This is a genomic window from Paenibacillus sp. FW104-T2, from assembly GCF_058789975.1.
Genome location: NZ_JBYTCE010000013.1, coordinates 100,672 through 116,983, shown reverse-complemented (window position 1 = coordinate 116,983; position 16,312 = coordinate 100,672). Strand labels below are relative to the sequence as shown.

Below are 16,312 nucleotides of genomic sequence, written 5' to 3'. Positions count from 1 at the left end.
CTAATCCATTTGGGGCCAATTTACGGTCTCCTGTTACGGACTAACGGTACCACCGTTGGCATTCAGGGTCTCACCGCTCACGTAACTGGATTCCTGGCTCGCCAGGAATACAAAGGCAGGTGCCATCTCGGCAGGTTGTCCTGCCCGGCCAAGTGGCGTATTGGAGCCGAAACTAGCAAGCTTCTCGACGGGCTGTCCGCCAACCACCTGAAGTGGTGTCCATACCGGACCTGGCGCTACAACATTCACGCGGATACCTTTGCTGCCGACCTGCTGGGCCAGTGCTTTGCTGAACGTGTTGATGGCCGCCTTCGTCGTCGCATAATCCAGCAGGATTGGCGAAGGACTGTATGCCTGGATGGACGACGTATTGATGATGGAGCTGCCTGGTTTCATATGTTTTACAGCCGCTTTGCAGAGCCAGAACATGGAGTACACATTCGTTTTGAATGTCGCATCGAACTGCTCTGTAGTCAGATCCGCAATCTGTTCCACAAATTGCTGTTTACCTGCCACGTTGGCAAGAATATCGATCCCGCCAAGCTCCTTAACGGCAGACTCAATAAGCTGCTCGCAATAGTTCTCATCCTTCAGGTCACCGGGAATCGCAACAGCCTTACGGCCTGCTTCTTCAATCAGCTGTACCACTTCTTTGGCATCCGCTTCTTCTTCAGGAAGATAAGACAGCACAACATCCGCGCCTTCACGGGCAAATGCAATGGCCGCCGCACGGCCAATTCCGCTGTCTGCCCCGGTTACTACGGCTTTGCGTCCAGTCAGACGTCCACTGCCTTTGTAACTCTTTTCGCCTGCATCAGGCACGGGTGTCATCTCGCGCTGAAGTCCCGGCTCTTCCTGCTGCTGTTTCCATTCTGATGTAGCCTTCGGATATTGTGTCGTCGGATCTTGTACAGTATGCTGGTCTTGATTAGCCATGTTCAATTCCTCCTCGGTTAAATTTACACTCTCTAAAAATAGAACCAATGGATTCTACACGGGTCACTGCGCGGTCAGAGCAACCTTCCGATCGCTGTTATCCCCCAATTTTTTTTATTCCTTTAGAAGGAGAAAATTCGGTGATAAAGGCGAACATTTCATTTCTCCAGGTTTTCTCTGCCCTCTACGTTAATGTGTAGATGTGAAGTTCAATTTAGATAGAATGTGTAAATTTCAATTTATTTATAGTTGGTTTTCATAAAAGTTGCACTCTTTTCTTTGTAACCGAGATGGGTGAAATTTAAACTGGGCTTGATCATTTCCTTAAGGCAGCTGCAGCATTTAACTTGAAGGATGTTCCGTAAACCGCTGGATCGTTTACATCGTCCTCATCTTGCTTATTCCCCCTTGTCTGCTGCAATGGAATTGATATTGATCGCGCAGCAGCTCTTCTAGTTCATATCCTAAAACCTCCAGTAACAGGAGATTCAAGAGATATTTTTGAGAGGGTGACACTGCTCAAAAGACAAATAAAAAAAAGAGAGGGAACTCCCCTCTCTTTCTACATATTCTAATTCGTAAACAACGTAAACTTACTCTTACCAGGATGTACGTGGTTTTTGAATAGCATCCGTTTCTTTTTCTATATCTGTCATCATGTCTTTAATCCGGTCCAAAGCCAGTTGGAGTTGCTTTTGATGTGCATCCAGGCGATGAGCCATCGATCGAATCTGCTCTTGTGTAGGAGGCTGCGGCGCATGGGAGATTTCAATCAATTCTTTTTCAATAGCATCTATTCCATCCAATCCTGTACCCAGCATCTCAATGCCAAACTTGGCCTTATCTGCAATATGATCTATCTTTAAAGCCGTTTCTTTTGCTTGCTTGTTTCCCCAGCCACCCGATATGTAATTGGGCTGACCTACAGGTGGTGTATAATCGCTCATAGAGACCTATCCTCCCTACTTCTGATACTTATCGGTAATTTCATCAATCTTATCTGTCAACTTGTCAATTTCGTCCGTAAGACTATCAATTTCGTTGGTTAACTTATCTACATCTTTAATGTTCTTCTGAACCTCGTCAATGTTGCCGCTAGTAGCTATAACTTTGGACATTACTTCCTGTGCAATCGATGTTACCAGTACTTGTACATGATCAGGAGCATCTTGTCCAACTTGTGCGACCAATCTGTCAATCAGAGGCTTGATCTGAGATAATGTCGTTGCAGCGTTTGAAAGCTCACGACCACAAGAGTTCAATTCAGAGTCAATTTTATCCGATACCCGGTCAATTTTGGATTGGGTGATCTGGTCAATTTCTCTGATGACTTTGTCGATATCATTTGACATCTCACGCACTGCGCCTTTTCCTACTAACATTAGCAAACTCCCCCAGTATGTTTACAAATTCTTCAATCTCCTTGATTATAAGGTAAGCCTTAATACTGATCAATAAATTAAGTTGTTATTTCGACTCATTGTTACAAAAAAAACAAAAAATGCATCCTTGAATGACACCGAATCTCTAAAAATTCTTCGATGTACTCAAGAAATGCATTTTGGGCACCCACTGAACAATTCACACCACAGTTTTATAACGTAAATCTATTGATCTTCTCCACCGTCTACACGCTGCTTTTTCCCAACGCCGAATACAAAATATCCGATCACCACGATGGCCATAAAGGTCGCACCCACAATCAGGGGCAAACGCGTATCCGGGTTAAACGCCATCCCGATGATAACGAGGATCAGATACACAATAATAATGTAGTTGCTGATGGGGAACCATTTGGACTTGAAGTTGTGTTCCCCCATCTCACTACCCCAGCGCTTTCTGAACCGGAACTGGCTGAAGGCCAGTGCGAACCACGGCACCATCCCCGGAAGAACACTTGCACTGTAGATATACAGGAACAGCTTGGAATCCGGCATCAGGTAGTTCAAGATTACACCGATCAGCAGCAGGGAGATCGTAATAATGATGCTGTTGCGTGGAACCCCGCCTTTGGACAGCTTTTTGAAGAAGGCAGGTGCCTGTCCATTCTCAGCAAGCGTATATAACATACGTCCCGCACTGTAAATTCCGCTGTTACATCCTGACATCGCAGCGGTGAGCACCACGAAGTTGATAATGCCCGCAGCAGCCACGATACCGACCTTGGCAAATGTGAGTACAAACGGGCTTCCCGTCTGTCCCACTTCATTCCACGGGTACAATGTCACGATGACAAAGATGGCCCCTACATAAAAGATAAGGATACGCCATACGATATTTTTGATCGCTTTACGCAGCGTATGCTTCGGATTCTCCGCTTCCCCGGCCGTAATACCGACCATTTCCACGCCCTGATAGGCAGCCGTTACGATACATAGAGCAAACAGGAATCCTTTGATCCCTCCAGGGAAGAAGCCCCCATGACTCACCAAATTCGATAATCCGATCGGCTGTCCGCCGTTACCCAGACCGAAGAAGATTAAGCCCGTTCCGATCACGATCATGAACACAATGGCTGTTACCTTAATCATGGCGAACCAGAATTCAAACTCCCCATAATATTTCACCGCAGCCAGATTCGCCGCCGCAATAATGAGCACACCAGCCAGTGCCGGCAGCCATTGTGGAATATCAGGGAACCAGTAACCGACATAGATACCGATCGCCGTAACTTCCGCCATCCCCACCGTTACCCAGAGGAACCAGTAACTCCAGGCGGTTAGGAACCCGGCAAGCGGACTGATATATTTATGAGCAAATGTGGCAAAGGATCCGGTGACAGGCTCCTGAATCAACATCTCACCCATAATACGCATGACAAAAAAGATAATGATCCCGGCCAGCAGATAGGCCAGCAGCACCGAAGGACCTGCCCATTTGATCGTACTCGCCGACCCCATGAACAATCCAACACCGATTGTACCCCCGAGTGCAATCAGCTCAACGTGACGGGGCTTAAGCCCTCTAGATAGTTGCTTCGATTCCAAACGATTCTCCCCTTTTCTTGTGTGCAGCTTCGTGTTGTCATAATTACATTTTATGTTCACATTAACGCAATGCAGAATTGCTTCACCAAATTGTACGAGATGTGCCGCAGAAATACAACAAGGAATGTAAGGAAGCGTTTTTAATGAGAATTTTTATCATTTATAATGGTTTCTGGATAACAAACGATTACATTCTGGGTGCTGGACATCTTTTTCATCATACATACGATATTGCATTTCTGGTTTGAGAAGCACCCTCGCAATCCATTTAAAAATTCGTTCTCAAGGGCATTCATCTACCCCATCGAAGTTTTTGCTTTAATTCATTTAATATTCCTAATAAACTAGGGGTAACAACTACTCATTTCGGGAGGTGTGCATATGGAGCAGCAGTACGCAGCACGAGTCGAATTATTCGTTTCCAATACACAGATCATCAAGAAGTCGTTCAAATGGCAAACTCCGATGATGCATCGCCTGGCGGCACTTCTCTATGCAGGCGAAAATAAAACGGCCGATGGCGAGGCCATTCGCCAGACTCATGATCTGATGAAGCAAAATACAAACCTCTTTTCTGTATTCAGGGGCAATTCGGCTATCAGTATTGCTGCCATGCTCTCCCTTACCACGGATCAGGAGACGAAGCTGGCGGACACCCTGCATGTCTACGATCTGATGAAACAGATCAAGTTCCGCACTTCCGATTTCCTGGCCGTGGCTGCCTATCAGATTGCTGCCCAGGCAGCGCCTGACCAGTTTCAGTACACGGTGGAGCGTGCCAAGGCTTTTTACGATCAGATGAAAGCAAAACACCGCTTCCTCACCGGACAGGATGACTATATTTTCGCAGCCATGCTGGCTCTCTCAGATCTCGATGTGGAATCCGGTGTGGCCCGCATGGAGCAGCTCTATCGTGAACTGAAGCCAGAATTCTCCCCTGGCAACAGCGTGCAGGCATTGACCCAGGTATTGGTCCTTGGAGATGACAATCCTGAATCAAGCGCACGGGTATTGGCATTACAGGAGGCGTTCCGTAAACGCAGCATCCGCTTGGATAAAACGTATACCCTATCCTCCCTCGGAGTGCTCTCTCTGCTGCCTGTCCACCAGGACACACTGGTGGATCAGGTGCAAGAAACGTTCGACTGGCTGCGTGATCAAAAGGGCTTCGGGACATGGTCAATCACCAAACAGGAGCTGCTTCTATTCTCATCTGCCTTAGTGGCTGTTCAGCATGTTGAGAATCTGCGAAGCGGTGTGCTGACCACGACACTCTCTACCAGCATCACCAACATTATCATCGCACAGCAGGCCGCCATGGCCTCCGCTGCCGCGGCTTCAGCTGCTGCTGCCGCTTCATCATCTTCAAGCTAACGTTCGCCAAGGCAGTATGTTATGAAAAAGCCCCCTCTGATTGATTCAGAGGGGGCTTAAAATAATTCAAAATAGGTGTAGAACAATTCATCATCTTCCGAAACTATATGATTCCCGTTTCTCGAAACTCCTCAATGAAACTGTTCAGCCAATCGTCACCATAATCCAGTGCACCCATATCATTTTCGATAAAAGCAACATCCAGACCCATGACCCAGAATCTGCGAGCGATAATGAACAGGTCTACGGCCTGCTCGTCCTCTGGAGAGAAGCTTCGTATCGAACGATAACCTGCCATGAGTGCATTCCATAATTGTGCTTTTTGCTCACCGGATTGTCTCTTTCTAGCCTTTACCTGAGCCAGATCGTAGGCACGCCAGCCTTTGGCTGTCCACTCCAGATCATAATGCGTAAACGATCCTCCCTGCTGAAAGGCATTATTGTTGCCATGCATATCGCCATGACACAGTCCCCATTCCAGACTACGGGCAGATGCTGTAATCCGCTTCTTCAGCTCCTCAGTAAACGCAACCAAAAACGGTCCTGCTTCATGAGACTCTCCGATATATGCCATAACGAGCGCCAGCGGCTGATCAATCAGAAATCGTGTATCCAGCTCATATCTGGGCTGCTCCACTACCACCTGATCCATAGCCTTGTGCAGCTCAGCCGCAGATTGACCAAAAGCATAACAGGACGCCTCATCCTCAAGGTTATTCTCGGTCCCCTCAATATAGCGGAACATCACGGCCACACGTTTGCCTTCCGGCGCATCCAGAACGGTGTAATCACTACTATCCTTCTTCTTCATATAATCTCCAACATCTGCATGCACCGAAGAATTCAATAGCGCTTTCAATTGAGATAAAACGGACAACTCCGTGATCACTTCTTCCTCCCCGATCTCGGCACGGTATACCCGAAGGATGTGCAAGCCCGTGGACGTCTTTACCCGGTATGTATCATTCAATCCTCGCAGCCAAAACAAGCATTCTTCCCATTGACCCATATCATATTGATCTCTTAGAGCAAACTCCAAATATTTCGGGCTTAAAATCGAGCGCAATGCCATGGGTTGATTAAAATTAAGCATATTAATGCTCCTTCAGTTTAATAATTTCTGATACTCCTATCATTTAATATATAGGTTATAGGTACATTTTGGAAGACGAGTTAAAAGAAGTGGGCATTCTGACAAGCTCGTTTACAACCTTTGTTGTTCTCGCTTTGAATCTCACCCTTGACCTTGAAGTACACTTCAACCTTTATACTGTAGATATCGTAATCTAGACGAGAGGCGGCATACAGATGAGTATGAATGTTTATAACAAAAGACGCTCTCTAATGAGCTATCTATTTGAAAAGTTTATTCTTTTATCAGGCACCAAGAAGAATTTCTCCACGCGGGACAACACCCGGAAGCACATCAACCAAGTAGGTCTTGAGAATATTAAGCCTTATCAGTTAGGTAAGGTGAAACTCACATCTCCCCGATCAGAGCGTTCATTTGAGAACATGCAGGTATTTACATTAAATGACCAGCATTCAGACGTACAAAAAGTCATCTTATATATACATGGCGGTGCTCATACGCATCAGCCTCTAAGCTTGCATTGGAGATTCATGGACACCCTGTCCCAGGCACTGAACGCCAAAGTGATCGCTCCCATTTATCCCAAAGTGCCTCACTACAACTATCAGCATACGTATCCAAGACTTCTAAACTTATATCGTGAAATCATTGAATCGGTACAAGATCCCTCACAACTTACGATTATGGGAGATTCTGCGGGTGGGAATATTTCGCTAAGTCTGGCACAATACATTCAGATGAATCATCTTCCGCAGCCCAAAGACATCATTTTGTTGTCTCCATGTGTGGATATGGTTCTGGACAACCCGGTCATATTTGATTATGAGTCGAGAGACCCCATGCTCGCTGTAGAAGGATATGATGTAATCCGGCAGATATGGGCAGCTGACAAATCGCTGGATGATCCGCTGATTAGTCCGATCTACGGAGATTTCGAAGGACTCGGGAAAATCACCATGTTTGTCGGAACACATGAAGGGCTATTCCCCGACATCATGAAGCTCGACAAGATGCTAACTGACCAGGATATTGACCATCATACCTTTGTTTATCCCAAAATGAATCATGTTTTTGTCCTGTATCCCATCCCGGAAGCCAAGGATGCTCAGCGCAAAATCATCGACATTATTAAGTATTGATCAGTCGCTTTAAAGGAGATTGAGAAATATGAAAAATAATATGAACCTTAATGAGGCTGTCCAGCACGGAAAAGCGATTGGAAAGTTAGGGCAATCCATCTGAAGCTATGAGCTCAAATTGGTTCTATAGTCGGGCAGCTGCCTGTCCTGCGTTGTACGATTCAACAGGCTCGCTATACGCTCCCGGTCAAAAGAAGCCAGATATACAGCTAATATATCATCCTCGCTTTCACCAACAGCCATTTCGAACAGGAGAATGACATCCTCCTTACGAAATATCCGCCAAGCCTGGAGAGAGGACATTTCTGGAATTTCATATGCTCCGTCACTTAATCCCCAATAGGATCGATAGTCCGATAACCCCCACATGTTCTCATCAAAAATCACCCAATAGGGCAGCCTGTCCTCCACCCCCATCTGAATAAATGCTTTGCTTACCAGGAAATTGGTGAGTGATTCATTCTCCAGCGACCAATCCGGATGGTTCCAGGCACATAGATACACCGGCGGGTCTTCCTTCGTCAGATCACTGAAACGTATGCCGCAATAGATCACTGATTCTTCGCATTGATAAAAGATCAAAAACGCCTTGTCCGTTGTAAAGAAATTCGAACCCGGTACAAAGATATCCTCCAGAAGCATCGGCTCATACTGATTATTGCAGTGCTGCTTAATATATTGTGACCGCCCAAACCTCTTATAATATTCACGCAGAGCGGCCGGAAAAGGCTTGCCAAGACGACGCTCTTGCTTCTGAATGTCTTCCTCTGAAATGGAACCCCTTGCTTCATCATGACCTTGGAGGAACTCGGTCAACACTCTAAAATCTGCATTCAAGTCAATCTTCTCCTCTCACCAGAACGTATCTTTCAAAGAACACACGGGCCTCCGGAAATAACAGTGGAGCGACATGGTCTATGGGGAACCACCGAATATCATCGATCTCGTCATCCTGAGGCTTCAGATCAGTCCCGTCTCCAGTGTATTCGACCAGAAACATCGCCGTTTCCTGGCCCTGATATCCCAATTTCTCCTGTGTTATAGCGTCAAAACGAAAGGCAATTCGGTCCTTGAACGGTTTGGTAATTGTAAATTTTGTTGATCCCGTTTCTTCTTCTAATTCCCTGAGCAGTGCCGCCTCTATGATCTCGTCCTGCGGCTCTACCCCGCCTTTTGGGAAATCCCACGTTCCTTTGATTTTCCCCTGTGCTCCTTTTACCTTATGAACTAACAGCAGTTTATCATCCTTTTGAATGACCGCACCGACAGCCATACGAATCATTGATTACACCCCCACAATCTTAAGTCTAGAGCAAGATATCCGATTAGTTTGCCTGTATGATTTACATTATAAAATATTCATGAGCAAAATTCCTTTTTAGCCCAAATAGACCGCTCCCTGGCCAGGAAAACGGTCTATAAGACGATATTCTATGAAGAAATTCGATAAAGAAGATATCCTATGAGGATACCGAGTTGGTTGCACCAATCTTGGTGATAACCGTATCATACGGAGCCAGTTCCAGCGTTTGTTTTCCAAACTCTGTATCAATCGTTGTTGTCTGAACCTGGTCACTATTGTTGATGACAACCAATATGTTACTTTCCGGATAGTACGCACACTCGGTGTACAGGTTATCCGGGATATACTTCGTTTCTTCGTACTCCTCGCCTGCATAACGAATCAGATTCAGCAGCAATCGGGTATTCTCCCAGTTGAATTCGAATGCAGGGAGATAAATGCCTTTTCCTTTGCCGAATGCATGCGTAGACAATGTAATGTGACCATCCGTTTCATGCCGCACCTCAGCTGTGCCATCTGTAAGATAGATGCCTTTCTTTGGCGTTATGCTGGCTTCATCCGGTACCAAACCATGCTCATCTCGTACCTCATACGACCATTTTCCGTGAACGACTCTGGCCCCTGTATCTTCATCCACGCCAAGAACATGTGCCATTCGGAAAAAGCTGTCGTATCCCTCGATCGCCGAAGGCTGATTGATGCCGATAAATGTACCACCTTCGTACACCCACTTCGTCAGTAGGTCCACACACGTATGGTCATTCCAGTGTTCACCACCGCTCCATGCGGAACCGGCAGAGCCAGCATTGATCACGACATCGCAGTCTTGCAGTACGCCCTGACGGATGTCTTCAAAATCGATGAACTGCACCTCAACCGGTAATCCCGACAATGCTTCATTGATATGAATAAGATCATGCATGTACGTTTCATGGAAATGACCGGACAGCGTCCATGATCTCAGTTTGCCCCAGCTATGCAGCACGGCTACCTTGGTCTTAATCTGATAAGGCATGCCAGCCTGATGCAGCTCCTTCATTTCCCTGAATTCATTGGCAATCTTCTCGATGTATTCCACAAAATCCGGATAAGGCTCCACCAGATGCAGATACCCGCCCAGTCCGATTCGATCGATCGGTTCTCTGAGCAGAGCACGCCGGATATGAATCCAATACTTCTTGGCATCCAGCGTAGGGTCGCCGCCCTCCTTGAAGGTAGGAAGCCCGCCTAAACCAACCGGGAACAGGTATGGATGCAGCCGGATTTCATGCGTATCCACGTTGATACCCGAACACATTCTCGCCTCATACCCGGAGAATACACATTTGATCATGCCGTCGAATCCAAATTCTTCGAAGCGGTCATTGTAAGGCTCCATGCCGACCCAGCTATCATCGTAGAAAACATAGGCCAGCTTGCCATGCTTGTGTACAATATCAATCAGCTTTTTACCGAATTCAATCACAAAATCATTGATGAATGACATCCAATCCAGCTTGCGCTGATTCGCAGGGATATGACTGACCCGGTATTTACCGCCATTCACAAAATCCTCAGCCGTGAGGGAATAGCCAGCCTTTTTGGCAAACAGATCAAGCGCTCTTGAACTCAACGTAAAATCATATGAACCCCAGTCCGAGAACAGATGACGATTTCGCTCACTGCTGCCCCAGATCCAGGCGAAATTATAGAACAGGGTAGTAAACCGAACAACGGTCGTTTCCTTGTGCTCCTGACACCAATTTTCCATCCAATTCAGCAAATAAGCTTGTGTCTCCGGATAGATCGGATCGATCTGCATCAGATGCTCTTTGTCCCAGTCATTCGTCGTATGGTTGTACATCGAAATCTCTTCCCATATTCGGTAAACCATGAAGCTGACGGTGTATTTATGCCACGGAACAATGCCGGTAATGACCACATTCCCGGATTCCCGTTCATAATTCCACTGTTCTCTCGGCACCTCTTCCCCCGTCGTCCGGTCATAGACCTGCCAATACTTGAACGCTTCCCGGGAATCGTTCACCTTGAACTGTTCAGCGAAGAAATCCTCCATCAGGTAGATGGACAGGTAATCCTGCACGGCCACCTTGGGATTGGTTATGAGAAAACATTGCTGCAGCTTATCCGTATTGCGGGATGCCCACTCATTATGATCCCGGATGATACAGATCGTCGAATAAATGCCGTATCCTGCATTGATAATCTCATCCGACAATTTCGTTCCGTCACTGTCACGAATGACATCGGCACCCCACCGTTCAGCGAGTTCCAGTGTCAGCGCCTCATAACCCGATTCTCCGGGCAGGGTGAAGGCTCCCGTTGTTTTTTTGGACAATTGGATCTCCTCCTATCTCAACATGTCGGACAGAAAAGCGAGTGCCAGGCCTTGACCCCAGCCCTGAATCCAGTCTTTGGGGATTTTGCGGTACCCTTCCCGATCCTTCATGACTGCCGTGCCGCCAGATACGCCAAGTACACGTCCATCTTCAGTGATATTTTTCAGTACACCGTCCAATGCCTTCTGTACATACTTAGTATGCAGCGGATTGCCGTTATTGATCATGGCCGCCGCTATACCGCAAGACGCTGATACTTCTTCATAGGACTCCTCATCGTCCAGCACCGTTCTCCACAAGCCGTTGTCCGTCTGAACCAGCTTCAAGGCTGCCAGTTGGTCCCGAAGTGAGCACTCAATGTCCATACACTGCGGATATAAATACCAGTCCTTCAATTGAGGTTTCACCTGTGACATGGTGTAGGCACCCCAGGCATTCGCTCTTCCCCAGTAAAATCCGGACATATGGTCCTTATTGACATTGTTATACCCGTGATACCAGAAGCCTGTGCTTGGGTCCTGAAGGTATTTGATATGCCAGTAATACTGATTCAGCGCATCCTGAATCATGGCTTCATCCTTCAGCTTGCTGCCTACGCGCAGCAGGAAAAATGCAGCCATAAACAAGGTATCCGCCCACGCCTGTTCCGGAAAGTCATTGGCAACGGATACGGTATGCTGCAGCACGTTGTCTCCGAAGCGGAGCGCATGATTCTGGAGATAATCCACTTTGCTCAGCGCGATATCCCAATACTTCTGGTCCCCTGTCTCTTCATACAACGTAATCAGCATATGTCCCATGGCACAGGTGTTTACCGTCCAGCTCGGCAGGCCCAGCTCAATATATTCATCCGCCCACTGAACCAGCCTGTCCAAAATCTCCTTGTTGCCTGTCGTCTGGTAGGCTCTGGTTACACCGTAATAGGCTACACCGCAAGGCCAGTCCCATGTCAGATCCATGGATAGTGTTTTTTGGGTGACATTATCGATGACCTTTAAAATCTCTTCCCTGTCATATTTCACTTGAAGCATCGGTATTCCCCTCTCCTGGACACATGCCCCCAAGTGCGCCCTGAGAGGTGTCCGTTCGTATTGTAAACGCTTTACTTATTCCATTCTACGCAGTAAAATGGTGTCAATCTAAGCATATTCGTAACAAAACTGCGCAATTTCAACCATTTATGAATAAACTCAAAGGTTCACACTAAGTCACTCCGCTGTCAGAACAATCTTCCGATCGCTGTTATCCCCAGAATTTTTTGATTCCTTTTCTATGGGAAATATCAGGCGATAAAGGCGAACGCTTCGCTTCTCCAGATTTGTTCAGCCCTCTCCGTTACCGTGTAATTGTAGAAGTTCATCCTTTTTAAAGGTTACCTTTGCCGTAGTTTCTAATTAAAATGGACTCCAATTAACAAATAGGGGGATCGTATATGCCTAAAAAAAAGAAGCCTGTTATTGAATACCGTCATTACAGCCTGCCCATCCATTTTCCCGTCCTGCTATTAAGCGGTGAACGCTGGAAAATATCCGATATCAAGAGCGAGCATCTTCATTTTCATAACCATCTGGAGATTGGCATCTGCTACTCCGACAGCGGCATTATGGAGATCAAGAGAGAATCCGTCCCCTTTCAGGCCGGCGATGTGACCTTCATTCCGCGATATCTTCCTCATACAACGTACAGCACGCCTGGCACAGCCAGTTTGTGGGCTTATATTTTCTTTTCGCCGGAGGACCTGTTTCAGCATTCATTAAAAGGTACATACCGTGATTTTGAGCCAAATCTGTGGGCAGTACAGGGAATGAACTGTGTGCTCAGCAAGGAGCAGCATCCCAAGGTGTACACGCTTGCCACATCGATCGTAGAGGAGTTGAGACAGCAGAATCCCTATTATCAGGAAAGTGCCTACGGCATGATGCTATCCCTGTATATCGAGCTCCTTCGAATTCATTCCCGGAATCGCCCTCTGTCAGAACAGGGTACAGATCATGGCTTGAAAGGGGACCTTGTCATCTCCCCTGTACTCGAGCACATCACCAAGAACTACATGACCCCCATAACCATCGACTTTTTGGCCGATCTGTGCCACTTGAGCACAACGCATTTCCGCAGAAAATTTTATGAGATTATGAGAACGACACCTCTCGAATTCATCAACAGCACACGAATTGAAGAGGCCTGCAAGCAGCTGAAGAGCACCGACCATTCCATTCTGTCGATCTCCGAGCAAGTCGGTTTTCATTCCATTTCCAGCTTCAATCGCTGCTTCTCCAAACTGATGGGGCAGTCCCCCAAAGCGTGGCGCAAAAGTGCACAAACCGAAGTACAGTCTGCCAAAGCATCCATACTGGAGTTTACGGGATGGGTCTAGGACCAGGCTTAAAAGGCGAGAAGATAAGCTTCCTTCTCCCTATGGAGGTCACTTCGTTGGCCCAACAAAAAAACGCAACCATGAACGGCTGCGTTATGTTAATGCCAATGCCTTACACAATTTCACCTGTGCTCGCACCAGTTAATGCCTTTTCGGGTGTTTTTACGGCAGGTACAGACAGCCCCAGATTCCCTCGAAGGGTACTGCTCTCATATTCGGTACGGAATAATCCCCTCCGCTGCAATTCAGGGACCACCAGTTCGATGATATCGTTGAAGCCCTCCGGGAAATGAGGCGGCATAATATTAAAGCCATCTGCACCATCATTCAGGAACCATTCTTCCAATTGATCCGCAATTTGTTCCGGAGTTCCGACAATCTCCCGATGACCGCGTGCTCCTGCGATTCGTTCATAGATAGCACGTATCGATTGTAGATTCTCCCGTTTCGCAATTTCCCGAATGATGTTATAGCGGATTCGGGGATTGGTCTCATCTTCGATGGAGCTTGCCTCCGGAAGTGGTTCATCGACATCATACCCGGACAGATCAATATTCGTAAAAGCAGAGAGATATGCTAATCCCACTTCAGGCAGAATATAGCTGTTTAACTGCTGCTGCTTCAGCAGGGCTTCTGCTTCGGTTTTGGCCACCGTAATGAACACACCAGGCATGATTTTCAGATCATCCGGCTTGCGTCCGTATTTAGCCAGTCGGCCTTTGACATCCCGATAAAAGACCTGTGCCTCTTCAAGCGTTTGCCAAGCTGTAAAAATGACCTCAGCCGTCTTCGCTGCCAGCTCTTTGCCGGATTCCGAAGATCCGGCCTGAACAATCACGGGATGCCCTTGCGGTGTTGTTGGGGAATCCAGGGCTCCCTGCACCTTAAACCATGCCCCCTCATGGTTAACCGGATGTACCTTCTCTACATCCAAATATCTTCCATTTTCCTTGTCGATGACAAGCGCCTCATCCTCGATGGACAACCATAGCTGCTTGACAACGTCCACGAATTCCTCAGCACGTTCATACCGGAGCGCGTGCTGCAGATGCTTTTCTTTACCGAACAGAAGAGCTTCTCCTTCGTTGGCGGATGTGACGACATTCCAGGCAGCCCGTCCCTTGGATAGATGGTCAATCGCTGCGAATTTACGCGCAACATGGTACGGATCGTTATAGGTTGTGGTCAGCGTGGCCGTTAACCCTATATTCTTCGTCACAGCCGCGAGGGCCGAAATGATGATAACCGGGTCCAGCTTCAATGAGGAGTGTGCATTACCGGAAAGCCGCTGGCCCAGGACATCGGCGAAAAAGATCATATCGAAATTACCGCGTTCAGCGGTCTGTGCAATCTCCGTTAAATAATCCAGATCGAATGCACGGCCTGCACCTGAAGAAGGATGACGCCAGCTTGCTACATGATGTCCCGGCAGATTAATGAAAGCTCCCAGTTTCATTTGTTTTCTAGTCATACGAACCACTCCCTGATCTGATTTTGGTTAAAAACTTATTCATATAAACCACACTTATCTATCACACAAGGCCACTGCGAGTGCAGTACCATCTTCCGATCGCTGTTATCCCCAGATTTTTTGATTCCCTTTTTCTAAGGGGAAAATCCGGTGATAAGCCTATGCTTCCGATGCAGCTTTCTTTCAGAAAGCTTTCAGGCGAACGCTTCGCTTCTCCAGATCGGTACTGCCTCCTCCGTTAACGTGTGTTTGAATTTTGCGGTATATATGAAAAGATTATTGAGCAAACGGATTATATTCGTTGGTATATAAGTCTTCCGGTTTTAACTGACCTTCTTTTAACTCACCATTCGCCACAAGCCAGTCGATCCAAGTTCCGTATTCCGATGGAGTAATGACGCCTCCCTTTTCCGATATGCCTGTACTCTTCCAATATTTAAGGTTTTCCGTCGTTTCCTTGCGTTCCCGCTGATTCACAATATCCTCAAACCGCGAGATGACCTCCTCCCTAGGTGTGGTCTGAGCCCAGTCAATGGCTTTGGCAACCCCGTCAACAAATTGCTTCACCGTATTCGGATTCTCCCGGATGTAATCCTCGCTGAAGAAATAGTCGCCTGCGGTAAACTCCTTACCAAACACATCAATATCTCTAAAAATTTCAGTAATTCCTCCTGTTGCCAGAGCCCTGTCCCGGCCGATTCCGCTTAACATCACCACGTCGATCTGTTGATTCCGCAGCACCTGTTCCGCACTTGAACTTGGGACAGTCACCAACGTGACCTGTTCAATTTCTTTTTCCGTCAGATTGCCTTGTCGTAAATAGTCTTTGAGGACAAACTCCAAATGGGCCCCGAGAATATTGACGCCTACCTTTTTCCCAATAAAATCTTTGGCCGATTGGATTGGCGTCCCCCCAAGGGTATAGGCGCCAATGTACGTATGTTCATCACTGCCATATGAGCCGACGACCGATTTTATTTTTACGTTTTGGGAGTAGGATTTGATAATGGCTCCATTAAAAGCTGATCCAAAGTCGATTTGTTTCGTCGCCGTTAATTGAATGCTCTCCGGTCCCCCAACGCTGTCGCCTATGGATTCCAGTTTCAAGTCCCCCAAGTAGCCCAAATCTGCAGCCAGCTCCGGAAAAGAAACACTTCCAGGTGAAGACTGATATTGCAGAACTTGATCTTCTTCTCCGCTCTTCGCGGAGGTCTTGGGATCTGAGCAGCCTGATAGGACACCACTGACCAAGCCTGCAAGTACAAGAATGCCTAATGTTCGTTTCATCTCGCTTCT

General features: G+C 47.1%; 15 protein-coding genes. 4 read left to right on the top strand and 11 right to left on the bottom strand.

The genetic code is table 11. The features are described 5' to 3' along the window. Positions 1–33: 33 nt before the first annotated feature. The 4 genes from AC3WQ3_RS17625 to AC3WQ3_RS17610 all read right to left on the bottom strand — a co-directional run bounded on the left by AC3WQ3_RS17625 (position 34) and on the right by AC3WQ3_RS17610 (position 3,923). A complete protein-coding gene (locus tag AC3WQ3_RS17625) occupies positions 34–936 on the bottom strand; it encodes an SDR family oxidoreductase (RefSeq protein ID WP_095360984.1) in 903 nt (300 codons plus the stop codon). A 599-nt stretch (positions 937–1,535) separates the two neighbouring features. After that, entirely contained in the window at positions 1,536–1,883 is a 348-nt protein-coding gene (locus AC3WQ3_RS17620) for a hypothetical protein (RefSeq protein WP_095288571.1), read from the bottom strand. Between the two features lie 15 nt (positions 1,884–1,898). Next, on the bottom strand, positions 1,899–2,318 hold the full coding sequence (locus AC3WQ3_RS17615) for a hypothetical protein (protein WP_095288570.1): 420 nt from the start codon (positions 2,316–2,318) through the stop codon (positions 1,899–1,901). Between the two features lie 225 nt (positions 2,319–2,543). After that, entirely contained in the window at positions 2,544–3,923 is a 1,380-nt protein-coding gene (locus tag AC3WQ3_RS17610; protein ID WP_154892969.1) for an amino acid permease, read from the bottom strand. A gap of 198 nt (positions 3,924–4,121) precedes the next feature. Between AC3WQ3_RS17610 and AC3WQ3_RS17605 the strand changes: the two genes are divergently transcribed. Both AC3WQ3_RS17605 and AC3WQ3_RS17600 read left to right on the top strand, forming a co-directional pair. After that, positions 4,122–4,271 (top strand): DUF6713 family protein, encoded by a 150-nt coding sequence (locus AC3WQ3_RS17605; protein WP_492472942.1) that lies wholly within the window; start codon positions 4,122–4,124, stop codon positions 4,269–4,271. 33 nt (positions 4,272–4,304) lie between these two features. Continuing rightward, positions 4,305–5,297 carry a DUF4003 family protein gene (locus tag AC3WQ3_RS17600; RefSeq protein WP_492472941.1) on the top strand — a complete coding sequence of 331 codons (993 nt, stop codon included), beginning with the start codon at positions 4,305–4,307 and terminating at the stop codon, positions 5,295–5,297. A gap of 103 nt (positions 5,298–5,400) precedes the next feature. On the opposite strand, the gene AC3WQ3_RS17595 is transcribed toward AC3WQ3_RS17600, so the two are convergent. Then, the gene (locus AC3WQ3_RS17595; RefSeq protein ID WP_492472939.1) at positions 5,401–6,390 is read right to left on the bottom strand and encodes a phosphotransferase; all 990 of its coding nucleotides are present in this window, start codon (positions 6,388–6,390) and stop codon (positions 5,401–5,403) included. A 215-nt stretch (positions 6,391–6,605) separates the two neighbouring features. On the opposite strand from AC3WQ3_RS17595, the gene AC3WQ3_RS17590 reads away from it, so the two are divergent. Beyond that, entirely contained in the window at positions 6,606–7,529 is a 924-nt protein-coding gene (locus tag AC3WQ3_RS17590; protein ID WP_492472938.1) for an alpha/beta hydrolase fold domain-containing protein, read from the top strand. Positions 7,530–7,634: 105 nt separating this feature from the next. Here AC3WQ3_RS17590 and AC3WQ3_RS17585 read toward each other — a convergent pair whose 3' ends face one another. From AC3WQ3_RS17585 to AC3WQ3_RS17570, 4 genes are all read right to left on the bottom strand, one after another. Further along, a complete protein-coding gene (locus tag AC3WQ3_RS17585) occupies positions 7,635–8,366 on the bottom strand; it encodes an SMI1/KNR4 family protein (RefSeq protein WP_492472937.1) in 732 nt (243 codons plus the stop codon). A 1-nt stretch (position 8,367) separates the two neighbouring features. Then, a complete protein-coding gene (locus tag AC3WQ3_RS17580; RefSeq protein ID WP_492472936.1) occupies positions 8,368–8,811 on the bottom strand; it encodes an NUDIX hydrolase in 444 nt (147 codons plus the stop codon). A gap of 178 nt (positions 8,812–8,989) precedes the next feature. After that, complete coding sequence (gnpA, locus tag AC3WQ3_RS17575; protein ID WP_492472935.1) at positions 8,990–11,170, bottom strand: 1,3-beta-galactosyl-N-acetylhexosamine phosphorylase; 2,181 nt, start codon at positions 11,168–11,170, stop codon at positions 8,990–8,992. 12 nt (positions 11,171–11,182) lie between these two features. Further along, positions 11,183–12,202, bottom strand: a complete 1,020-nt coding sequence (locus AC3WQ3_RS17570) for a glycoside hydrolase family 88/105 protein (RefSeq protein ID WP_336781441.1) — start codon at positions 12,200–12,202, stop codon at positions 11,183–11,185. Positions 12,203–12,603: 401 nt separating this feature from the next. Between AC3WQ3_RS17570 and AC3WQ3_RS17565 the strand changes: the two genes are divergently transcribed. After that, positions 12,604–13,545, top strand: a complete 942-nt coding sequence (locus AC3WQ3_RS17565; protein ID WP_492472934.1) for a helix-turn-helix domain-containing protein — start codon at positions 12,604–12,606, stop codon at positions 13,543–13,545. Positions 13,546–13,657: 112 nt separating this feature from the next. Here AC3WQ3_RS17565 and AC3WQ3_RS17560 read toward each other — a convergent pair whose 3' ends face one another. Next, entirely contained in the window at positions 13,658–15,016 is a 1,359-nt protein-coding gene (locus AC3WQ3_RS17560; RefSeq protein WP_492472933.1) for an LLM class flavin-dependent oxidoreductase, read from the bottom strand. Positions 15,017–15,292: 276 nt separating this feature from the next. Continuing rightward, positions 15,293–16,303 carry an ABC transporter substrate-binding protein gene (locus AC3WQ3_RS17555; protein ID WP_492472931.1) on the bottom strand — a complete coding sequence of 337 codons (1,011 nt, stop codon included), beginning with the start codon at positions 16,301–16,303 and terminating at the stop codon, positions 15,293–15,295. Between the last annotated feature and the right edge of the window lie 9 nt (positions 16,304–16,312).